Source organism: Allobosea sp. GW821-FHT09G06, assembly GCF_059416005.1.
Map to the genome: position 1 here is coordinate 173,866 of NZ_JBWKOI010000005.1, position 21,963 is coordinate 195,828.

Here is a 21,963-nt window from a genome sequence, read left to right on the forward strand (position 1 = left end):
ATTGCGCCGCGACGACAGCGCCGCGACCGTTCCGTGACAGCCCGCCGGGTAGGCTCAATACCCTCGTGCGGGATCGACCACGTTGAGCAGCGGCTCGCCCGCTTCCAGCCGCCCGATCTGCTGGGCAACCGCCGTGGCGATCGCCTCCGGCTCCGACATCGCCGAGTTATGCGGCGTCACCGTCACGCCCGGATGGCTCCAGAGCCGTGAATCGGCCGGCAGGGGCTCGACCTCGAAGACGTCGAGCGTCGCGCCCTTGAGCGTGCCGGCATCAAGCGCGGCAAGGATATCGTCCGCGACCTGCAGGCCGCCGCGCCCGGCATTGATCAGGAACGGCCCGCCGAGGCGCCCGCCCTGCGCAAGGCCGGCAAGCAACTCGGCATTGATGATGCCGCGCGTGTCCGGGGTCAGGGGCAGGAGGCTGACGAGGATATCGGTACGGCCGAGGAAGGCCTTCATGCCGTCCTCGCCGGAGAAGGTCTGGAGACCTTCGATGGTCTTGGGTGAGCGGCTCCAGCCGGCGACGTCGAAGCCCATCACCGCGAGCTTGCGGGCGGCATCCTGGCCGAGCTCGCCCAGCCCCATGATACCGACGCGGACCGAGCGCGCGGCCGGCTGGTTGCGGTCGTCGTCCCAGGATTTTTCGCGCTGCTGGCTGTCATAGCGGCGCTGCTGGCGCAGATAGCTCAGGCAGTGCAGGACGATATATTCGCTCATCCGCGTCGTCAGGTCGGGATCGACGATGCGCGCGATCGGCGCCGCCGGCAATTTGTCATCGGCGAAGAGGAAGTCGACACCGGCGCCCAGCGAGAAGATCGCAGCGAGATTGGGCAGGCCGGTCAGGCTGCCGGGCGGGTGCTTCCAGCTCGCGACATAGTGGACGGCGCGACGGTCGAAGGGTTCGCCGAGGACGACGATCGGCATATCCGGCAGCAGCGCCTGGAAGCGCGCGCGCCAATCCTCGACATGCCAGCCCGTCATGGCCAGAAGCAGACTCATCCCGTAACCCTCTCCGTAACCCGTTCCGCGACCAGCGGGCCGCGCGCCGCACCCTCCCCGATCCGGTAAGCCTTGCGCAAGCGCTCGCTTGCCGCTTGGTAACCGGCCTCATTGCGGGCATGGACGATGCCGAGCGGCCGGTCAGGCCCGACCGCATCGCCGATCCCGGCCAGAGAGACGATGCCGACGGCATGGTCGATCGGGTCCTGCGGACGCACGCGGCCGCCGCCGAGCGCGACGACGGCGAGTCCGACGGCGCGGGTATCGACCGAAGCGACCAGGCCGGCCGTTTCGGGATGGACCGGCTTCACGACCGGCGCGGCGGCAAGATGCTTCTGCGGGGCTTCCAGCAGATCGGCCGGGCCACCGAGTGCCACGATCATGCGGGCGAAGCGCTCGGCCGCGGCACCGGAGGCGAAGGCCTGCTCGATCTTCGCACGGGCGGACTCGAGATCCGGGGCAAGCTTGCCGAGCAGCAGCATCTCGGCGGCCAGCGCGACCGTGACCTCGTGGAAGCGCGGCTCGCGGCGTCGTCCGGTCAGGTGATCGAGCGCATAGGCGACCTCGAGCGCATTGCCGGCGGCCGAAGCGAGCGGCTCGCTCATGTCGGTCAGCAGGGCCGTGGTCGGCATGCCCGCACCGTTGGCGACGCCGACCAGCGCCTGCGCCAAAGCCTGCGCCTTGCCGTAATCCGGCAGGAAGGCGCCGGAGCCGAACTTCACGTCCATGGCGAGGCCGTGCAGGCCGGCCGCGAGCTTCTTCGACAGGATCGAGGCCGTGATCAGCGGCAGCGACTCCACCGTCGCGGTGACGTCGCGGATGGCATAGAGGCGCTTGTCGGCCGGAGCGAGATCGGCGGTCTGGCCGATGATGGCGCAGCCGGCCTCGCGCACCACCTTGCGGAAGAGCTCGATGCCGGGCTGGGTGACATAGCCCGGCACGGCGTCGAGCTTGTCGAGCGTGCCGCCGGTATGGCCGAGGCCGCGGCCGGAAATCATCGGGACATGGCCGCCGCAGGCCGCAACCGCTGCCGCCAAGGGCAGGCTGACCGTGTCGCCGACGCCGCCGGTGGAATGCTTGTCGAGGGCAGGGCCCGGCAGATCGTCCCAGCGCAGCACCGTGCCGGAATCGCGCATGGCCAGCGTCAGCGCCACGCGCTCGCGCTCGTTCATGCCGTTGAAATAGACCGCCATCGCGAAGGCAGCGGCCTGGCCCTCGCTGACCGAGCCGTCAGGCAAGCCGGCGATGAGCTGGCGGATATCGGCCTCAGACAGCTCCGCACCGTCGCGCTTGGCGGCGATGATCTCCTGGGTCAGGCGCATCAATAGCTCCCACGCGGCGCGGCATCGGGCGCGGCGCCATCAATAGCGGTGACGAGCGCGCCATAAAGGCCACTGGCGCCGAAGCGGAAACTCGTCGGCGAGACCCAATCGGGCCCCATGATCGCGTCGGCAAGGTCGAGATAGCCCTTGGCATCGGCCAGCGTCCGGATGCCGCCCGACGGCTTCAATCCGACGGGGCGACCCGTCTCCGCGATGACGCTGAGCATCACGCGGGCGGCCGGAATGCTGGCAGAATTCGCGGTCTTGCCGGTCGAGGTCTTGATGAAATCGGCGCCGGCCGCGATGGCAAGCTCTGCCGTCGTCCTGACCTTGTCGAGATTGGGGTATTCGCCGGTCTCCAGGATGACCTTCAGGCGCCGCTCGTCGCAGAGCATCTTGACGTTGCGGACCATCGCCGCCGCCGCTGTGGTATGGCCGGCGAGAACGGTCCGCCAGGGCAGGACGAGATCGATCTCGTCGGCGCCGGCGGCAAGCGCCTCTTCCGTCTCGCGCATCGCCGGAGCGATCGGCGTGTCGCCATCGGGAAAGTTGACGACCGTCGCGATGCGGACCGGGCCGTCGCCGAGTTCGGCCCGCGCCGTCGCGACGAAGCGCGGCCACAGGCAGACCGCCGCGACCGGCACGGGGCCGGAGACGGCGCGTCGGCAGAGGTCGCGGGCGCCTTCTTCCGTGGCGTCGTCGGCGAGATCGGTGAGGTCGAGCAGCGCAAGCGCGCGCCGGGCGAGATCGGCATCGGACATGGTCACAGCTCCGACAGGAAGGCGCGCATCAGGCGCTTGAGCGCGCCCGCCGCGAGGCCCGCGACATCGCGCGTCTCGGTATGGTGCGGCGTGCCGCCATGGAGCCCTGCGCCCATATTGGTGACGATGGACAGGCCGGCGACGCGCAGGCCGTGGCGACGCGCCAGGATCACCTCCGGCACGGTCGACATGCCCACGAGATCGGCGCCCAGGATTTTCGCCATGCGGATCTCGGCCGGCGTCTCGAAGCTCGGCCCGGTGAACCACATGTAAACGCCCTCGCCGAGCGGGATCGCCGCCCGCTGGGCCGCGCGCTTGAAGCGGCCGCGCAGATGCGGGTCATAGGCATCGACCATCGGCACGAAGCGGCCATCGCCCTTGTCGCCGACGAGCGGGTTGGGGCCGTTCAGGTTGATATGGTCGGTGATCAGGGCAAGGCTGCCCGGGCGCATCTCCGCCGAGAGCGAGCCCGCCGCATTGGTGAGGATCAGCGGCGGCGAGCCGAAGGCGGTGAGCACGCCGAGGGGCACACGCATCACCGCGGAATCGCCGCCCTCGTAGTAGTGGGCGCGGCCTTCGTAGATCAGCACCTTGCGGCCATGCAGCGTGCCATAGCAGAGCTGGCGGGCGTGGCCGGAAACCTCGCCGCGCGGGAAACCCGGCAGATCGGCATAGGGAATGCGCACGGCATTCTCGATCTCCTCGGCGACGGCGCCGAGGCCTGTACCGAGCACGATCGCGCAATCGATCGCATCGACGCCGCGTTCCGCCAGGATCGACGCCACCTTGTCGAAGGCCGGATCAGCCGCCATCGCACACTCCCTCCCAGCCGCCGAAGCAGCCCCACATCAACGCGGCAAATTGGCCGGTCCGAAGGAGGCTGGCAACAGCTCCTCCAGGGTGAAGCGCGCGCGGATGCCCTCGGGCCCGGCGATCGCGACCGGCGTCTCCGGCGCAGCGAATTCGCGGATGCGCTGGCGGCAGGCGCCGCAGGGCGTGACCAGCTCGGCGCCCTCGCCGAAGACAAGCACGGCACGGATCGCCTTCCCGCCAGCCGCGATCATCGCCGCGATCGCCCCGGCCTCGGCGCAGGAGCCGACGGGATAGGCGGCATTCTCGACATTGCAGCCGGCATGGACCGCGCCATCATCGGCCAGAAGCGCGGCGCCGACCTTGAAGCGCGAATAGGGCGCATAGGCGCGCGGCTGGATAGCGGCAGCGGCAGCGAACAGGGCCTCGAAATCAGGTTCGGCCGGCACATCAGCGTTCCTTGACATAGGGCAGGCCGGAGGCCTTGGGCGGCGTCGCCTTGCCGATGAAGCCGGCGAGCAGGACAATGGTCATCAGATAGGGCAAGGCCTGGATCGCTTCCACCGGCACGAGGCCGATGCCGGGCAGCGTGACGCCCTGAAGCCGGATCGCGACCGCATCGAGCAGGCCGAAGAGCAGGCAGGCGCCGAGCGCGGGCCAGGGCCGCCAATTGGCGAAGATCACCGCCGCGAGCGCGATGAAGCCGCGCCCCGCCGTCATGTGCGGCAGGAACCCGGCCGATTGCGCCACGGCGAGATAGGTGCCGCCGATGCCGCAGAGCACGCCGCAGATCGCGACGGCGCCGTAGCGCAAGCCCGCGACCGAGATGCCGGCCGTGTCGACGGCCGCCGGGTTCTCGCCGACGGCGCGGATGCGCAGGCCGAAGCGGGTGCGCTTCAGGACGAAGGCCGTGACGAGCACGCAGAGCAAGGCTAGGTAGGCGGGCGCCCCATGGCCCGAGACGACCTCGTCATAGATCAGCCCGAGCCCGGGCACGTTTTCGCGGGCCCAGCGGGCGAAGGGCAAGGTGATCTCGCCGAAGCGAGCCGCGCCCTCCAGCGAAGGCGTGCGCCCGCCCTGCGCATACCAGGCATTGCCGAGGATCACGGTGAGCCCAGCCGCCAGCATGTTGATGGCGACGCCGGAGACGATCTGGTTGCCGCGCCAGGTGATGGCGGCGAAGCCATGGACCAGCGCCAGCGCCAAAGCGGCGAGGATGCCGGCGCCGAGCCCGATCCAGGCCGAGCCGGTGACGAAGGCCGCGACCGCCGAGGCGAAGGCTGCGATCAGCATCTTGCCCTCAAGGCCGATATCGACGACGCCGGCCCGCTCCGACCACAAGCCCGCCATCGCCGCGCAGATCAGCGGGATCGAAAGCCGGATGGTCGAATCGAGGACGACGGCGATGAGCTGGAGCAAGTCCATCAGGCCGCTCCCCGACCTATGCCAAGCACGCCCGCCACCAGCCGGCGGAACAGCCCGTCCAGCGCTCCGGCGAAGAGCACGAGCACGCCGCCGATGACCACGACCATGTCGCGGGTGATGGCCGGCTTGTCGAAGGACAGCTCGGCCCCACCCTGGTAGAGCACGCCGAAGAGCAGCGCGGCGAGGCCAACGCCGGCCGGGTGGCCGCGGCCCATCAGAGCGACGGCGATGCCGACGAAGCCGTAGCCGGCGGTGAAATCGAGCACCAGCCGGTGCTGGACGCCGAGCGCCTCGTTGACCGCGAGCCCGCCGGCGAGCGCGCCCGAGATCGCCATCGCGATCATGGTCACTGCAGCGGGCGAGATGCCGGCATAGGCGGCGGCGCGCGGATTGGCGCCGACGGTGCGGATCGCATAGCCCAATCGCGTCCGCCAAATCAGCAGCCAGACTGCAACGAGCGCCATCAGGGCGAGGAAGAAGGCGCTGTTCAATGGCGTCGAGGGCAGATTCAGACCGAGCGGCGCGAGCAATTGATGCATCGGCGTCAGGATGGCGCCGGCCGGGAAATCCGGCGTCTCGGGCTGCATCGAGCCGGGTTTGCCGATGACCTCGCGCAAAAGGTAAACGATCAGCGTCGCGGCGACGAAGTTCAGCATGATCGTGGTGATGACGACATGGCTGCCGCGCTTCGCCTGCAACCAGCCGGGAATGAAGGCCCAGAGCGCGCCGCCCGCTGCCGCTCCGAGGATCGCGAAGGGCGCGGCGAGGAAACCGGGCAGCGTGGGAAGCGCGAGGCAGACGATCGCCATGGCGATGCCGGCAACCGTCGCCTGCCCTTCGCCGCCGATATTGAACAGGCCGGCATGGAAGGCGACGGCGACCGCGAGCCCGGTGAAGATGAAGTTCGTGGCGTAGTAGAGCGTGAAACCGATGCCCTCGGTGCTGCCGAGCGCGCCGCGCAGCAACAGGGCGGTCGCCTCCAGCGGGTTCTCGCCGATTCCAATGACGACGAGCCCGGCGACGAGAAGCGCCGCGATCACCGAGACCAGTGGCACCAGCGCGATATCGGCCCAGCGCGGCAGTTCGACGGGGGCGGCGCTCATGCGGCCTCGTCCGTCACGCCGGCCATCAGCAGACCGAGATCGCGTTCGTCAGCCGCCTCGGCGACGCGCTCGCCGGTGATCCGGCCGCCGCACATCGCGATGATACGGTCGGACAGCGCCATCACCTCCTCAAGTTCGACCGAGACGAGCAGGATCGCGACGCCCTGATCGCGCAAAGCCACCAGCCGGCGATGGATGAATTCGATCGCGCCGATATCGACGCCGCGCGTCGGCTGGCCGACGAGCAGGACTTTTGGGCCGCGCTCGATCTCGCGGGCGAGCACGATCTTCTGCTGGTTGCCGCCGGAGAATTTCGCCGTCTTCAGCGCCGGATCGGGCGGGCGCACGTCATAAGCCGCGAAGGCCTCGCGGGCATGGGCCTCGATGCGGGCCGGCGAGAGCAACGGGCCGGAGCCGAAAGCGGGATCGTGCTGATAGCCAAGAATGGCGTTCTCGGCGGCGGAGAAGGCAGTGACGAGGCCGCTGCGATGGCGATCCTCGGGAATATGCATCAGGCCGAGATCGCGCATTCGCGCCGGGTGGCGATCGGCCGCCGCGAGAATCTGGCCGCCAAGCCGGATCACGCCGCGGCTCGGCTGGATCAGGCCGGCCAGCACTTCCAGCAATTCGCTCTGTCCATTGCCGGCGACACCGGCGATGCCAACGATCTCGCCGGCATGGAGCGTGAGATTGACGTCCTTCAGGGTCTCGGTGCCGCGCCCGTCGCGGCAGGACAGGCCGACCGCCTCCAGCACCGGCGCGCCACGCTCGCGTGGCTCCTTCTCGACGCGCAGCAGCACGCGCCGGCCGACCATCGCCTCGGCCAAAGCCGGCGGCGAGGTTTCGGCTGTCGCGACATGGGCGACCATCTCGCCGCGGCGCATCACCGAGACGCGGTCGGTCACATCCATGATCTCGCGCAGCTTGTGGGTGATCAGGATCACCGTCTTGCCCTGCGCCTTCAGCGCCCGGAGCAGGGCGAAGAGCTGATCGGCCTCGGCCGGGGTCAGCACCGCCGTCGGCTCGTCGAGGATCAGGATCTCGGCGCCGCGATAGAGCGCCTTCAGGATCTCGACGCGCTGCTGCAGGCCGACGGAGAGCTCGCCGACGATGGCATCGGGATCGATCGCGAGGCCGTAATCCTGCGAAAGTTTTGCGAGCGCCGCGCGCGCCTTGTTGACGCCGCCCTTGAGCAGCGCCCCGCCCTCGGCGCCCAGCACGACGTTCTCGACGACGCTCAGCGTCTCCACCAGCATGAAATGCTGGTGGACCATGCCGATGCCTGCCGTGATCGCATCGGCCGAGGAGCGGATGCGGCGCGGCGCGCCGGCGATCCTGATCTCGCCGGCATCGGCCTCGTAGAAGCCGTAGAGGATCGACATCAGCGTCGACTTGCCGGCACCGTTCTCGCCGACGATGCCGTGGATCGAGCCGGCCGCGACCGAGAGGGACACATCCCTGTTGGCGGCGACCGGGCCGAAGCGCTTGGAGATGCCGATCAGCTCGATGGCGGGCGCAGAACTCAAGGGAGCGGCCCGCGCCTCACATCGTGCATTTCTGGTCGGACATGTAGTCATGGACCTTGACCGTGCCGGCGATGATGTCGGCCTTGGCCTTATCGGCAGCGGCCTTCATTTCCGGCGTGATCAGGGCCTTGTTGGCATCGTCCAGTGCCCAGTCGATGCCCTCTTCCTTCAGGCCGAGCACGGAAACGCCCGGCTTCCAGGAGCCATCCTGCGCCGCCTTGAAGGAATTGTAGGCGGCGACGTCGACGCGCTTCAGCATCGAGGTCAGCACCTTGCCGGGATGCAGGGCGTTCTGGTTGGAATCGACGCCGATGCCAAGCTTGCCGGCATCCGCCACGGCGCGGAGCACACCGATGCCGGTGCCGCCGGCGGCGTGATAGACCACGTCCGCGCCGCGATCGATCTGCGACTTGGCGAGCTCGCCGCCCTTGACGGGGTCGTTCCAGGCGGCCGGGGTCGAGCCGGTCATGTTCTGGAAGATCTCGGCACCGGCCTTGCCGGCCTTGACGCCCTGGACATAGCCGCAAGCGAACTTGCGGATCAGCGGGATATCCATGCCGCCGACGAAGCCGACCTTGCCGGATTTCGAGGCCATCGCCGCGAGCAGGCCGACGAGATAGGAGCCCTCATGCTCCTTGAAGACGACCGACTGCACGTTCGGCAGCTCGACCACCATGTCGATGATCGTGAATTTCAGGTTCGGGAACTCGGCCGCGACCTTCTGCAGGGCGGTCGCCTGCGAGAAACCGACGGCGATGATCGGCGAATGGCCGTCGCGAGCGAAGCGGCGCAGGGCCTGCTCGATCTGGGCGTCGTTGGTCGGCTCGAAATCGCGGAAGTCGACATTGGTCTCCTTCTTGAACTTCTCCGCGCCGATGAAGACGCCTTCATTGAAGGATTTGTCGAACTTACCGCCCTTGTCATAGACGATCGCGGGCTTGATCGTTTGCGGCTGCGCCAGAGCGGCCACACTGGAAAGCGTAACGCCGGCAAGCGCCGCCGCGAAAGAACCCAAACGCATCGAACCGATCCCCTGTTGCAGCCGGGCGCCGTTGTCCGGCCCTCGATGGCGGCACGATGGCATGGCCGGAGCGCGCGGCCAAGCTGGCGAAAGGTCATGTCCCGCGCAAAGGCCCGGCAAGACCGGCGCGACGATTGCCGAACGCCCGCCAGCGGCCTTAGGCTGTCGCCCATGATGCTGAACGACGACGAGATCGAGCGCTATGCGCGCCATATCGTCCTGCCCGAGATCGGCGGGCCGGGCCAGCAGCGGCTGAAGAACGCGCGCGTCCTGGTCGTCGGCGCCGGCGGGCTCGGCGCACCCCTGATCCAGTACCTGGCCGCAGCCGGTGTCGGCAAGATCGGCATCGTCGACGACGACATCGTCTCGCTCTCGAACCTGCAGCGCCAGACCATCTTCGCCACCGAGGATATCGGCGCGCACAAGGCTGTGGCCGCGGCCCGCTTCGTGCGCAACCTCAACCCGAATGTCGTGGTCGAGGAGCACGTCACCCGGATCGACCCGCATAATGCCCGCGCGCTGATCGCCTTCTACGACGTCGTGGCCGAAGGCTCGGACAATTTCGCGACGCGCTATGCCGTCTCCGACGCCTGCTTCCACGAGCACAAGCCGGTGGTGATGGGCGCGCTCGGCCGTTTCGACGGCTCGCTCACCACGATCCGCGCCCATGAGGCGGGGCCTGACGGAAAGCCGAATCCGACCTGGCGCTGCCTCTTCCCGGAAGCGCCGCCGCCCGGCGCGATCCCGACTTGCGCGGAGGCCGGGGTGCTCGGCGCCCTGCCCGGCGTGGTCGGTTCGCTGATGGCGCTGGAGGTGGTGCGTGCCGTCACCGGCTTCGGCGAACCGCTCGTCGGCAAGCTCCTGCTGCTCGATTCGCTGGCGATGCGCTTCGAGACACTGCGCTATGGCTGGGACGAGGCCAACCCGCTCAATGGCACGGGGGTAACCGAAGGCCGATCTTAACCGATTCCTGCTAGCCAATCCCCCGCCAACAGGGACGGGGAAGGGCGCCATGCAGGCCGGCAGCACGATTGAGGCGCGCGTTTCGACAAGAGCGGGACGGCTCCCGAACCTGCCCCTCGCCTTGCTCGGCATCGCCATTCTCGCCTGCGCGCTGCTGCTGACGCTGCCCCTGACATTGCCGCTCGGGCCGATGTACTGGGACCTCGTCCTCTATCTCGACGCCGCCAACCGGATCGGCGACGGACAGGTCCCGCTGATCGATTTCATCGCCCCGGTCGGGCCGCTCGGCTACTGGCTCTACGCCGGGTTCGATGCGCTGTTTCCACGCGCGCATCCGCTCCTGCTGGCGCAATGGTGCCTGTTCGCCGTGACGGCCCCGGCCATGGCCGTGGTCCTGCATGCCGTCGGCCGGCAATCGCGCGCCAAGGCGCTGGCGCTGCTGCTGCCCTATCTCGCCTTCCAGATCCTGCCGATCAATGTCGAGCATTACTCCTTCTTCCCGGGCACGGACGGGTTCGGCATCTACAACCGGCATGTCAGCATCGTGCTCTATGTGCTGGTCTCAGGCCTCGCCTTCCTGCGCGGCCCCGCGCTCGGCGCCGTCATCGGCTGGACGCTTTCCGCGCTGTTCCTGATCAAGATCACCGGCTTCCTTGCCGGCGGCCTCGTCACCGCCTTCGCGCTCGCGGCCGGGCGGGTCGGCTGGCGCCAAAGCCTCCTGATCGCCGCCATCACCGGGCTCGGCCTGATCGGACTCGAACTCGCGACCGGGCTCGTCAGCGCCTATCTCGACAGCATCCTCGCGCTGATCGCGATCAATGCCGGCGGCATCCTGCCGCGCTTCGTCCAGGCCGCCTCGCTGCATCTCGACATCGTCGGTGCCGGAACGGCGCTCGGCCTCGCACTGCTCTGGCTGGATCGGCGCGACATCGCGGAGGCTGCCCTTGCTCTGCGCCACCGGCCGTCCACGGCCAACTTCGCCCGCCTGCTCGACCGCGAGGTCGCATGGCTCGCGATCGTCCTCGCCGCCGGGTTGTTCTTCGAGACCCAGAACACCGGCGGGCAAGCCTTCATCTTCATCTGGCCGGTTCTGCTGATGATCCTGTCGCGCTGGCTCGGCAGCGGCCGGCGCGGCGCGCTCGTGGTCTGCGGCCTCGTCGCGGCCACCGCGATCCCACCCGCCGAGACCGTGCTCCAGCGCGGGGCACGCGCCCTGATGGCACAGGCGGGCTATACGGCCCTGCCGAACCAGCATCTCGGCCGGCTCGGTCTGGTCTCGCAGCATGCCAACGTCATGAACCGCGCGAGCGCGATGCTCGACATCTACACCACCCACCCCGATACATTCCGGGAGTTCACCGCCCGCGAGATGCTGCCGAATCCGCAGCTCTATTCGGAGCTCGACTTCCAGGCGTCCTGGCTGCTGGCGGTCGACGAGGGCGTCTCGGCCATCCTGGCGCATGAGCAGGCGAGCGGGCGCCGCTTCGAGACGATCATGAGCCTCAATTTCGTCAACCCGTTCCCGTTCGTGATGGGCCGCAGCGCGCCGCGCGGCATCGCCATCGGCGCCGACCCGTTCCGCGCCGTGCCGAAGCCGGACGACACGGAGATCACGCTCGCCCGCGAGGCCGACCTCGTGCTCTATCCGCTCTGTCCGGTCACGGTCGCGAACGAGGCCCTGCGCCGAATCTACGCACCGGTCCTGACGGGCCGGCGGGAGATCGCGCTCGGGCGCTGCTGGAAGGGCTATGTGAGGGCGGGTTAGCGTATTTGTCTTATCGCATTTTCTTCACGCGAACCGGTACCCACTTCGCTTGAAAATGCTCTAGCGGCCGCGCTTCGCCTCGATCACCTCGAAGAGCTGCGCCGCCAAATCTGGGCCGCCGAGCTTCTTGATGGCGCGCACGCCGGTCGGCGCGGTGACATTGATCTCGGTGAGCTTGCCGTGGATCACGTCGATGCCGACCAGCAGCAGGCCGCGCTCGCGCAAGGTCGGGCCGATCGCCTCGCAGATCGCGAGTTCCTGCTTCGACAGGTCGGTCGGGCGCGCCGCGCCGCCGCGCACCATGTTGGCGCGCAGGTCGCCGACCGCCGGGACGCGATTGACGGCGCCGGCCGCCTTGCCATCGATCAGGATGATGCGCTTGTCGCCCTCGGTGACCTCCTTGATGAAGCCCTGCACCACCCAGGGCTCGCGGAAGAGGTTGCTGAACAGGTCGAAGAGCGAGCCGAAATTCGGATCGCCCTTGCCGGTCTTGAAGACGGTCGCGCCGCCATGGCCGTAAAGCGGCTTCATGACGATCTCGCCATGCTCGTCGCGGAAGGCCTCGATCTCCGCCTTGTCGCGGGTGATCAGCGTCGGCGGCATCAATTCGGGGAAATGGGTGACGAGGATCTTCTCCGGCGCATTGCGCACCGAGGTCGGATCATTGACCACCAGCGTCTTCGGATGGATGCGCTCCAGCATATGGGTCGTGGTGACATAGGCCATGTCGAAGGGCGGGTCCTGCCGGAGCAGCACGACGTCCAGCGTCGACAGGTCGACCTTCTCCTCGGCGCCGGCGGTGAAATAATCGCCATCGACATCGCGCACCTTCACCGGGCGCATCGGCGCGGTGACCTTGCCGTCGCGCATCGAGAGCTTGTCGGGCGTGTAGGTGTAGAGCGAGTGGCCGCGCGCCTGCGCTTCCAGCATCAGCGCGAAGCCGGTATCCCCGGCGATCCGGATGCGCTCGATCGGGTCCATCTGGATGGCGACGTTGAGGCTCATGACAGGCTTCCTGTTGCAGGCCGTTCTTATCGGGCCGCGGGCGGGGTTCCTGCAAGTGGGGCGCCCTGCATCACAGGACAAGCGCGAAGGCGGCGGGCACATGGCGCGGCCGGCGCCAGGGCGCCAGGAACACCGCATCGGCACGCAGATAATGCTCGCCGGCCCAGGAATTCCGCGAAAGCCAGTGCCGGATGCGCCGTTCGACGAGGCGCTGCTTTTCCGCGGTGATCGCGATCATGGCGTCGTCGAGCCGGCCGCGAGCCTTGACCTCGACGAAGGCGATGGTGCGGCCACGCTTCATCACGAGGTCGATCTCGCCGCCCTTGCCGCCAAAGCGCCGCTCCAGCAGGCGATAGCCCTTCGCCGTCAGCCAGAGGATCGCGAGCCATTCGGCGCGGCGTCCGGTCAGGCCGGAGCGACGCGCCTTATGGCTGCGCCCACCCGGATCGGCGCCGGCTCTGCTCACGGATCGTCGCGGGTGAGTTCGAGCGCGCGGGCATAGACCTTGCGGCGCGGCTGGCCGGTTTCGGCCGCGACCTGCGCCACGGCCTCCTTCAGCGAGACCTTCGTCAGCGACGCGCGCAGGCGCTCGTCGATCGCCTCGTCGGTGGGAACGAGATCGGTCGCGCCGGGCGGACCGATGATCACGACGATCTCGCCGCGCGCCTCCTCCTCGCTGTCGTAATGGGCGGCGAGCTCGGGAAGGGTACCGCGCCGGACCGTCTCGTAGAATTTGGTGAGTTCGCGTGCGACGGCGCCCGGCCGCGGGCCGAGCACAGCGGCGGCGTCCGTCAGCATCTCGGCGAGGCGGCGCGGCGATTCGAAGAAGACCAGCGTGCCGGGAATCGCAGCGAGCTCGGTCAGGCGGGTGCGGCGTCCCCCCGATTTCGGCGGCAGGAAGCCCTCGAAGAAGAAGCGGTCGGTCGGCAGCCCGGCCAGCACCAGCGCCGCCAGCACGGCGGAGGGGCCGGGGATGCCGGTAACAGGCAGGCCCTCGGCCACCAGTTCGGCGACAAGCTTGTAGCCGGGATCGGAGACGAGCGGCGTGCCGGCATCCGAGATCAGGGCGAGCTTGCCGCCCTCACGCAGCTTCGTCAGCACCTTCGGCCGCATCTGCGCGGCGTTATGCTCGTGATAGGGCAGGAGCGGCGTCGATATCCCGTAATGCGCCAGCAGCGTCTTCGAGGTGCGGGTGTCCTCAGCCAGGATCGCATCGGCGGCGGCGAGCGTCGCCAGCGCCCGGAACGAAATGTCGCGGAGGTTGCCGATCGGCGTCGCGACGATGTGCAGGCCGGGCGCCAGAGGCTCGGCCTCGGCCTTCAGGCCGAAGGCGGTGTAGCTGGGAGGGCGGGCGGCGGCATCGGTCGACATCCGATCACGCTGCCACAGCGGCCGCGCCCGCGCCATGGCAAGGCGCGTACCGACGCCTGCAACCTATAGTTAACAACTTGAAAATAGGCTTCCGCACTGGCACGAGAGGTCCGGGGGTAGAACTGTTCCGCAGGACCTATCGCCGGGCCGCGTTTCGTCGGCCCGGTCACGACTGGAGATCGCCCGTGTTCCACCATCGGCACCTCGCCCCGATCCTGCGGTTCAAGGCACGGGCCTTCGCCGTCATGCTGCCGCTCGCGCTCGCCGCCTGCGGCGGCGGCACGTCCGGCCTGCCGGGCTTCGATTCGGGCACGCCCTCAGCCGGCGGCGCCGCGCCGACCGGCCAGACCATCGGCACCGGCAAGGTCAAGGTCGGCCTGATTCTGCCGCTCACGGCCGATGGGCAGGGCGCCGTCGTCGGCAATTCCCTGAAGAACGCCGCCGAGATGGCGCTCGCCGAATTCCCGAACGCCGATCTGATGCTGCTGGTCAAGGATGATCGCGGCACGCCGGAGGGCGCCCGCGCCGCGGCGCAGGAAGCCCTGTCGGAAGGGGCCGAACTGATCGTCGGCCCGCTCTTCGCACCCTCGGTCCAGGCGGTCGGGCAAGTGGCACGCGCCGCCAACAAGCCGGTCATCGCCTTCTCCAGCGATTCCAACGTCGCCTCGCGCGGCGTCTACCTGCTCTCCTTTCCGCCCGAGAACGACGTCAACCGCGTGATCGGCTATGCCGCCCAGCAGGGCCGCAAGTCCTTCGCCGCGCTGGTACCGGACACCGCCTATGGCAAGGTCGTCGAGGCCGCCTTCCAGCAGGCTGCCGCCAATCGCGGCGTGCGCGTCGCCGCGATCGAGCGCTTCGGTTCGGATCCGGCCGCGATGAAGGCCTCGATCCAGCGCCTGATGCCCTCGCTCGCGCAGGCCGATGCGCTGTTCGTGCCGGCCGCCGCCGACACGATGCCGACGGTCGGCCAGCTCCTGCAGGAGGCCGGCTACAACCCGGCCAAGGTCAAGCCGCTTGGCACCGGCGTCTGGAACGATGCCAGCATCGCGCGCGTGCCGGCGATCCAGGGCGGCTGGTTCGCCTCCCCCGACACGGCCGGGTTCAACGCTTTCGCCGGGCGCTACCAGCAGCGCTTCAACAGCGCGCCGACCCGCACCGCGACGCTCGCCTATGACGCGGTCTCGCTGGCGGCGGCGCTGGCGCGCACGCAAGGCTCGCAGCGCTTCTCGGAGGCCGTTCTGACCAACGGCTCGGGCTTCGCCGGGGCGGACGGCGTTTTCCGCTTCCGCCCGGACGGGCAGGTCGAGCGCGGCCTTGCCGTGCTGGAGCTGCGCAACGGCCAGATCGTCACGATCAACGCCGCGCCGCGCGATCTCGGCCCGCGCTCGCAGTAGGCGATATAATCCTCTCCGTCATTCCGGGCGACCGAAGGGAGACCCGGAATCCATCATAGAGCGCTGCGCCCTACGATGGATTCCGGATCAGCGCCGCTTCGCGGCTTGTCCGGAATGACAGCGCGTGTGGGTTGCCGCGTGGCTCAGCTCAGCGGGGCGTATTTCACCACGCAGCCATAGGCCTTGGTGCTGGCTTCCGAGACCGGCTTGCCGGCCTTGAGCTCGGCCACGGCCTGGCGGACATAGCTCTTCGCGCCTTCGAGGCTCGACGCCGCCGAGGTCGGCTTGTCGTCGATCGCGCCCATATAGGCGAGCGTGCCCTTGGGATCGATGATGTACATATGCGGGGTGGTCTGCGCGCCATAGGCGCGTGCCACCTTGCTGTTCGGATCGAGCAGGATGCCGGCCGGCGCGGCGTTGCGCTGGACCGTCAATTCCTTGGCCTTGGCGGCGTCGACATGGCCCTGCTCGCCCTGCGGCGAGGAGATCACCGAGAGCCAGACGACGCCTTCCCTGGCCATGTCCTTCTGAAGGTTCTGCATGGTCGCGCTGTTATAGTGCTTCCGGACATAGGGGCAGTCATGGTTGGTCCATTCGAGGATCACCGTCTTGCCGGCAAACTCGGACAGATTGCGGGTCTTGCCCTCGACATCGACCGCCTGGAAGGCGGGGGCGGGCGCGCCGACCTTGGCCGCGCCTTGCGCGAAGGCGGCAGCCGGGAAGGCTAGGGCCGCGAGGGTAAGGCCGGCGATGAAAGTCTGTCTGGTCAGGCTTTGCATGTCTGTCTCCCTTGGTTGATGTCGAAAATCTATGGCAATGCGGCCGTCTTTGCATTGCGCCCGGCCGCACGTTCGGCCGCGGCGATCAGCCCGTCCACGGTCAGGAGCTGCGGCAGGATCTCGGCCTGCGCCTCCTTGCGGGCGGGATAGAACAGGTAGAGCGGCACGCCGGCGCGGCCCTGTTCGGCCAGCGCCTTTGCGATGCGGCTGTCGCGATTGGTCCAGTCGGCCTTGAGATAGACGACGCCGAGCTTGGCGAAGGCGTCCTTCACCTCCTGCCGGGAAAGCGCGACGCGCTCGTTGGCGATGCAGGTGATGCACCAGGCGGCCGTGAAATTGACGAAGACCGGCTTGCCTTGCGCCTGCAAGGCCGTGACCCGCTCGGGCGACCAGGCCTCGATATCGCCGGCGCGCGCCTCGGTCGCGGCGCCCGGAATGGCGTTCTGGACGGTGAACCAGCCGGCGCCGAGCACGACCAGCGCCGCCAGCACCGAACCGAAAGCGCGCCGAGCGAAAGACCCGCGCGTGACGCCGACGAGCCAGACGGCGAAGCCCGCCGCCAGCACGGCCACCAGCGCCGCGAGCACGCCCTGCGGGCCGCTCTGCACGGAAGCCACCCAGATCAGCCAGATCGCGGTCGCGAACATCGGGAAGGCGAAGGCCTGCTTCAGCACGAGCATCCAGCGGCCGGGCTTGGGCAGCAGGCGCAGCAGGCCGGGCGCGAAGGAGAGCGCGACCACCGGAAAGGCGAAGCCGAGCGCCAGCGCCATGAAGACGGAGAGGGCGACGACTGGGGGTTGCGTCACCGCATAGCCCATCGCCGCGCCCATGAAGGGCGCCGTGCAGGGCGTCGCGACCACGACCGCGAGCACGCCGGTCATGAACGCGCCGAGGCGCCCGCCCCGGCTGGCGAGGCCATCGCCGAGGCCGGTCACGGAGGTGCCGATCTCGAAGGCGCCGAGCAGGTTGAGGCCGATCAGGACCATCACCACGGCGAGCCCGATGACGAGCGGCGGGGACTGGAGCTGGAAGCCCCAGCCGACGCTGCTACCGAGGCTACCCAGCGCGATCACCGCGCCGGCCAGCACCATGAAGGTAACGAGCACCCCGCTCATGAAGAGCAGGCCCTGTTCGCGGACTTCGGAGCGATTGCGATGCGCGAGCTGCGCGAAGCCGAGCGCCTTGATGAACAGCACCGGCAGGACGCAAGGCATCAGGTTGAGGATCAGGCCGCCCGCAAAGGCGAAGGCCAGCGCCGCCCAGAGCGTCAGGTCGGCGCCCTCGGCCGGCATGGGAATGCGTACCACGGCCGGGCGGGCTTCCGGCGCAGCGGTCCCGCCGGCCGCCATCAGGGCGGGATCGGCATCGGCCACGATCGTAACGGCCTTGGCAGCACCGCCTTCGGTGAAGGTGAGGACGCCGGTCACCTCCGGCTTCTCCAGCTTGAAGGCGCTTGAACGGATGAGCGTCAGGGCAGGCTTGCCGCCGGCCACGAAGGGCTGGTCGGCCGCATGCTCGATGAGCGTGTCGGAGATCGGAAAGAAGCGCAGATCGGCAGCGCCGGCCGGCAGGCCCGGCAGGTCGAGCACGAGCTTGCCGGCATCGTCTCGGAGCTTGCCACGGAAAGAAGCTGGCTTCGGCAGCGCCGCGATGGCGGCATCGATCCGTGCCTCGGCGGCCGGATCGATCGCGCTTGCAGCGGCGATGGGGAGGTCGAGCGAGAAGGAACCTTCCTCGGGAATGCAGATCTTCTCGCAGACGAGCCAGGTCGCCTCGGCCTTCAGCGCAAAGGTCTCACCGGGCTTGGCATCGGCCGGCACGGTGATCTCGAGCGGCAGCAGGACCATGCCCTCGAAACCGAAATTGACGAGGGGCTCGACCCGGATCGCCTTGGGCGCCGGCCACTGGATCTCGCCAGCGGTCGCGCCGGCCGGCAGGTCCCATTTGATCTGGGTCGGCTCGCCGGAATCGCCGGGGTTCAGCCAATAGGTATGCCAGTGCGGCGCCAGCTTCTGGACGAGCGCAACCTTGAAGCGCTCGCCCGGCGCGACCGCGTCGCGGCTCGACAGCAGGGTCGCGGTGACGCGCGGCGAGGTGACGGCGGCGGATTCGGCGGCGAGCGCGAGCCCCGGAGCCAGCAGCCCCATCGCCAATGCCGCCGCGCGCAGGACACGCTTGCCTGGATATCGCCGCATGATGCCATCGCAATCCCTGATCATCCCGACCCCATGCCCCAATCGAGGTTGATCTGCCAATGACAAGGCAGTGAGGCGGGGTCAGGGCCATTCTGGGCGATCCGGTGCCGGGAGGCAGCGTGCCATGATGTCGCCGAGGCTCGGAACTCCGTTGTCCGAATTGCTCCTGCAGCGCCGTCATGCTCGGGCTTGACCCGAGCATCTCGAAAACCAGCGCGTTCCTGTCCTGAGTTTCTCGGGTCGAAGCTGTGCTTCGCCCGAGAATGACGCCCCGTGACGCCTCTCAGATCGCGGCGCCGTCCGTGACGATGTCGGCGCCGAGGCCCTGGCGGACCGCGCGCACGATCTCGGCCTCCGCCGCCGCGCCGCGCTTGCGCGGACGGCTCGCGTCGATGCGGTGTTCGGCGATGATCTGGCCGGGCGCGCCCGACAGGACGACGACGCGGTCGGCGAGATAGGCGGCCTCGTCGATATCATGGGTAACGAAGAGCACGGTCTTGCCGGTGCGCTGCCAGACGCGGATCAGTTCGTCCTGCAGGTTCTCGCGCGTCAGGGCATCCAGCGCCGAGAAGGGCTCGTCCATCAGCAGGATTTCCGGCTCGACAGCGAGCGCACGCGCCAGCGAGACACGCTGGCGCTGGCCGCCGGAGAGCTGGTGCGGCCAGCGCTGGGCCAGCGGCGCGAGACCGACGAGATCGAGCATCGCGGTTGCCTTGGCGAGGCGCTCCGTGCGGGGCGCGCGACCTTCGAGGCCGAAGCCGACATTGGAGACGACCTTGCGCCAGGGCAGCAGGCGCGAATCCTGGAAGACCAGCGCGACCGGCCGGCGCGTCCGATCCTTCGCTGAGATCACGACCTCGCCGCCGCTGGGCTTCGCCAAGCCAGCGATAACGCGCAGCAGGGTCGATTTGCCGACGCCGGAGGGGCCGACGATCGCCAGGAATTCGCCGCGCCCGACCGAGAGGTCGAGCTTGCGCAGAACTTCCGTCTCTTCGCCGTCGCGGGTGAAGGTCAGCGACAGACCCCTGATATCGATCACGCTTTCCAACGCAGCACCCATTTCTGGAAGGCGACGAAGCCGGTGTCGAGCAGGCCGTAGAGCGCCGCCATCGTCAGCATGTAGACCACGACGATATCGGTCGCGAGCAGGCTCGATGCCTGCATCATGCGCTGGCCGACACCGGCGACGCCGAAGATCTCGGCCGCGACCACCGCCATCCAGGCCTGGCCGAGCGCCGTCCTGATGCCGACGAGGATGCCCGGCAGGGCCGCCGGCAGCAGGATCTTGAACAGCCGCTGCCAGGGGGAACGGAAGCCGAAGGCGTCGGCGACCTCGATGAGGTCACGGTCGACGCCGCGGATCGCGCCTTGCGCCGCGAAGAAGACGATCCAGAACACGCCGACGGCGATGATGAAGACCGCTGCGCCGGGCGTGACGCCGAACCAGATGATGGCGAAGGGCACCCAGGCAAGGCCGGGAATGGGGCGTAATACCCGAACGACCCAGGCCGTCGCCTCCTCGGCGATGCGGGACATACCGATCAGAACGCCGAAGGCGATGCCGAGGCCGGCGCCGACGAAGAGTCCAACGAAGTAGTGCCAGAGCGAACCGAGTATGGCCGCAAGCCAGGCGCCGGAGGAGAGCTCCCGCATGAAGGCTTTCGGCAGGGCGCTCGGACCCGGCAGGAAAGCCGGATTTACCAGTCCGAAGAAGGGCATCGCCTCCCAGAGCAGGAGGAAGGCGACGAGGCCCAGAAGGGCGAGGGCCGGAGCCCGGAGTCTGTTCACAGTATCAGCCGCCCGTCTTGATCGCGCGCTCGTAATACTGCGTCTCGAACAATCCGTCGAAGGGGAGTTCTTTCTCCAGCGAGCCGAGCTTGACCTGGTAGGCCTGCATGGCACGGGACGGCTCGATGATCTTGCGCGGGTCGATCTCGAAGCGGCTCGCCGGCGAGACCAGCGCCTTCTGGATCAGCTCGGGATCGACGATGCCCTTGCCGAGCGCGGCGCCGACATGGGGCGCGGCCTTGTTCGGGTCGGCCTTGATCAGAGCGGCTGCCCGGACGAGTCCGGAGACGAGGTTCTGCACGGCCTGCGGATTCTTGGTGGCGAAGGCGCCGGAGATGGCGACGACCGTGCCGGGCTGCCCCGGGAAGACCTCCTCGCCGCCGGCGATGAGCTTGATCTGCGGATTGCGGGTCTGGATGATCGTCAGTGCCGGCTCGCGCACGGAGCCGCCATCGACCGCCCCGGCCAGGATCGCCTGCTGGGTCGCGTCGATGCCCATCGGCACGATCTCGACATCGGCCTTATCGGCCTTCGCGACCTCCCAGAGCCAGTATTGCAGCGTCGTGTTGGGCACCGAGCCCGCCGGCTGGGTGGCGAGGCGCGCGGCCTTGCCATTGGCGGCACGGAAGGCCTTGAAGGCGGCGGCGGCATTCGTGCCGGGCGTGAAGAACTTGGTCAGCGAGGGCGCGCTGACCACGACGTTCTCGCCGATCGCGGTCGAGGCGACGACGCGGATATCGATGCCGCGCGAGCGGGCGACGGCGAGCGGCGCGACACCGGCGACATAGACGTCGATCGTGCCCGAGGCGAGCGCCTGGATCATGTTCGGGCCGGATTCGAAGACGGTGACCGCGACATCGATGCCGCCCTGCTTCAGCCAGCCCTCGCCATTGGCGACGAAGAACGGCGCCGTGCCGACGACCGGAATGTAGCCGACACGTGCGGCGACGCTCTGGGCGCGGGCCGGAGCGGCGAAGGGCATGGCCGCCGCGAGGCTCGACCCGGCAATGAGGAACTGGCGGCGATCCATCGTTCAAATCCCTTTGGCAGACAGGGCCAAACGCGACCCCATTGACATCTGAGAAAAGGATTTTCTATCTGGATGCAATAGATTGGCTCGAAAAAGATAATTCATCTCTTTCTTGCAAAATCTGCGAAACGAATTTCTCCAGATAGCGAGCTTGAGAGAATGGACGCCATCGACCGCAAGATTCTGACCGTGCTCCAGGCGGACGCGAATATCTCGATCGCGGAGCTCGCCGACCGCGTCGGGCTCTCGCAGACCCCGTGCTGGAAGCGCATCCAGAAGCTCGAACAGGCCGGCGTGATCCTGAAGCGCGTCGCGCTGGTGGCGCCCGAGAAGATCGGGCTCGGCCTCACCGTCTTCGTCCAGATCGAGACGGCGGATCATTCCGGCCCATGGCTGGAGAAATTCGCCCAGATGGTCGCGGCCATGCCGGAGGTGATGGAGTTCTACCGGATGGCCGGCGATGTCGACTACATGCTGCGCGTCGTCGTCGCCGACATGGCCGCCTATGACGGCTTCTACAAGAAGCTGATCGAGACGATTCCGCTCAAGAACGTCACGTCGCGCTTCGCGATGGAGCGGATCAAGGCGACGACAGCCTATAAAGTGCCCGATCTGCCCCGCAACTGAGGAAGGCGGGGCAACGCGCCGCGCATGACAGCGCGGCGTGGCAGATGCTACGTAACGGACAGTTCGCCATTCGCGCTGC

At 68.4% G+C, this 21,963-nt stretch carries 21 protein-coding genes; 4 read left to right on the plus strand and 17 right to left on the minus strand.

The genetic code is table 11. The features are described 5' to 3' along the window. Positions 1-54: 54 nt before the first annotated feature. The 9 genes from AC07NY_RS22310 to AC07NY_RS22350 are packed head-to-tail and all read right to left on the minus strand — an operon-like array spanning position 55 to position 8,967. Entirely contained in the window at positions 55-999 is a 945-nt protein-coding gene (locus AC07NY_RS22310) for a 2-hydroxyacid dehydrogenase (RefSeq protein ID WP_494585640.1), read from the minus strand. Beyond that, positions 996-2,321, minus strand: a complete 1,326-nt coding sequence (deoA, locus tag AC07NY_RS22315) for a thymidine phosphorylase (protein ID WP_494585641.1) — start codon at positions 2,319-2,321, stop codon at positions 996-998. Before deoA ends, AC07NY_RS22310 begins: the two co-directional genes overlap by 4 nt. Beyond that, positions 2,321-3,082, minus strand: a complete 762-nt coding sequence (gene deoC / locus AC07NY_RS22320; RefSeq protein WP_494585642.1) for a deoxyribose-phosphate aldolase — start codon at positions 3,080-3,082, stop codon at positions 2,321-2,323. Before deoC ends, deoA begins: the two co-directional genes overlap by 1 nt. Before the next feature lie 2 nt (positions 3,083-3,084). Continuing rightward, a complete protein-coding gene (locus AC07NY_RS22325) occupies positions 3,085-3,894 on the minus strand; it encodes a purine-nucleoside phosphorylase (RefSeq protein ID WP_492286999.1) in 810 nt (269 codons plus the stop codon). A 36-nt stretch (positions 3,895-3,930) separates the two neighbouring features. Beyond that, complete coding sequence (locus AC07NY_RS22330; RefSeq protein WP_492287000.1) at positions 3,931-4,341, minus strand: cytidine deaminase; 411 nt, start codon at positions 4,339-4,341, stop codon at positions 3,931-3,933. 1 nt (position 4,342) lies between these two features. Further along, entirely contained in the window at positions 4,343-5,317 is a 975-nt protein-coding gene (locus AC07NY_RS22335) for an ABC transporter permease (protein ID WP_494585643.1), read from the minus strand. Further along, positions 5,317-6,420: an ABC transporter permease gene (locus tag AC07NY_RS22340; protein ID WP_494585644.1), complete on the minus strand. Its 1,104-nt coding sequence runs from the start codon at positions 6,418-6,420 to the stop codon at positions 5,317-5,319. The genes AC07NY_RS22335 and AC07NY_RS22340 overlap by 1 nt, the downstream gene beginning before the upstream one ends. After that, complete coding sequence (locus AC07NY_RS22345; protein ID WP_494585645.1) at positions 6,417-7,946, minus strand: ABC transporter ATP-binding protein; 1,530 nt, start codon at positions 7,944-7,946, stop codon at positions 6,417-6,419. The genes AC07NY_RS22340 and AC07NY_RS22345 overlap by 4 nt, the downstream gene beginning before the upstream one ends. A gap of 16 nt (positions 7,947-7,962) precedes the next feature. Further along, positions 7,963-8,967, minus strand: coding sequence for a BMP family lipoprotein (locus AC07NY_RS22350; protein WP_494585646.1), 1,005 nt, complete (start codon positions 8,965-8,967; stop codon positions 7,963-7,965). A 171-nt stretch (positions 8,968-9,138) separates the two neighbouring features. Between AC07NY_RS22350 and AC07NY_RS22355 the strand changes: the two genes are divergently transcribed. Continuing rightward, entirely contained in the window at positions 9,139-9,930 is a 792-nt protein-coding gene (locus AC07NY_RS22355; RefSeq protein ID WP_494585647.1) for a HesA/MoeB/ThiF family protein, read from the plus strand. Positions 9,931-9,979: 49 nt separating this feature from the next. Further along, positions 9,980-11,695 carry a hypothetical protein gene (locus tag AC07NY_RS22360; protein ID WP_494585648.1) on the plus strand — a complete coding sequence of 572 codons (1,716 nt, stop codon included), beginning with the start codon at positions 9,980-9,982 and terminating at the stop codon, positions 11,693-11,695. A gap of 60 nt (positions 11,696-11,755) precedes the next feature. Here the strand turns inward: AC07NY_RS22360 and gshB are convergent, their stop codons facing one another. From gshB to rsmI, 3 genes are all read right to left on the minus strand, one after another. Further along, positions 11,756-12,700, minus strand: a complete 945-nt coding sequence (gene gshB, locus AC07NY_RS22365) for a glutathione synthase (RefSeq protein WP_492287007.1) — start codon at positions 12,698-12,700, stop codon at positions 11,756-11,758. Between the two features lie 70 nt (positions 12,701-12,770). Continuing rightward, positions 12,771-13,166, minus strand: coding sequence for a YraN family protein (locus AC07NY_RS22370; RefSeq protein ID WP_494585649.1), 396 nt, complete (start codon positions 13,164-13,166; stop codon positions 12,771-12,773). Further along, entirely contained in the window at positions 13,163-14,071 is a 909-nt protein-coding gene (rsmI, locus tag AC07NY_RS22375; RefSeq protein WP_494585650.1) for a 16S rRNA (cytidine(1402)-2'-O)-methyltransferase, read from the minus strand. The genes AC07NY_RS22370 and rsmI overlap by 4 nt, the downstream gene beginning before the upstream one ends. 185 nt (positions 14,072-14,256) lie before the next feature. Between rsmI and AC07NY_RS22380 the strand changes: the two genes are divergently transcribed. After that, the gene (locus AC07NY_RS22380) at positions 14,257-15,465 is read left to right on the plus strand and encodes a penicillin-binding protein activator (protein ID WP_494585651.1); all 1,209 of its coding nucleotides are present in this window, start codon (positions 14,257-14,259) and stop codon (positions 15,463-15,465) included. A 143-nt stretch (positions 15,466-15,608) separates the two neighbouring features. Here AC07NY_RS22380 and AC07NY_RS22385 read toward each other — a convergent pair whose 3' ends face one another. The 5 genes from AC07NY_RS22385 to AC07NY_RS22405 all read right to left on the minus strand — a co-directional run bounded on the left by AC07NY_RS22385 (position 15,609) and on the right by AC07NY_RS22405 (position 21,257). After that, positions 15,609-16,244 carry a thioredoxin family protein gene (locus AC07NY_RS22385; protein WP_494585652.1) on the minus strand — a complete coding sequence of 212 codons (636 nt, stop codon included), beginning with the start codon at positions 16,242-16,244 and terminating at the stop codon, positions 15,609-15,611. A 29-nt stretch (positions 16,245-16,273) separates the two neighbouring features. After that, positions 16,274-18,439 (minus strand): protein-disulfide reductase DsbD family protein, encoded by a 2,166-nt coding sequence (locus tag AC07NY_RS22390; protein WP_494585653.1) that lies wholly within the window; start codon positions 18,437-18,439, stop codon positions 16,274-16,276. Positions 18,440-18,722: 283 nt separating this feature from the next. Next, the gene (locus tag AC07NY_RS22395; RefSeq protein WP_494585654.1) at positions 18,723-19,499 is read right to left on the minus strand and encodes an ABC transporter ATP-binding protein; all 777 of its coding nucleotides are present in this window, start codon (positions 19,497-19,499) and stop codon (positions 18,723-18,725) included. Next, positions 19,475-20,158 carry an ABC transporter permease gene (locus AC07NY_RS22400; protein WP_494585753.1) on the minus strand — a complete coding sequence of 228 codons (684 nt, stop codon included), beginning with the start codon at positions 20,156-20,158 and terminating at the stop codon, positions 19,475-19,477. Before AC07NY_RS22400 ends, AC07NY_RS22395 begins: the two co-directional genes overlap by 25 nt. A 73-nt stretch (positions 20,159-20,231) precedes the next feature. Beyond that, the gene (locus AC07NY_RS22405) at positions 20,232-21,257 is read right to left on the minus strand and encodes an ABC transporter substrate-binding protein (RefSeq protein WP_494585655.1); all 1,026 of its coding nucleotides are present in this window, start codon (positions 21,255-21,257) and stop codon (positions 20,232-20,234) included. 159 nt (positions 21,258-21,416) lie between these two features. Here AC07NY_RS22405 and AC07NY_RS22410 point away from each other — a divergent pair, with 159 nt between their 5' ends. Continuing rightward, positions 21,417-21,884, plus strand: a complete 468-nt coding sequence (locus tag AC07NY_RS22410; RefSeq protein ID WP_052232492.1) for an Lrp/AsnC family transcriptional regulator — start codon at positions 21,417-21,419, stop codon at positions 21,882-21,884. Positions 21,885-21,963 lie beyond the last annotated feature (79 nt).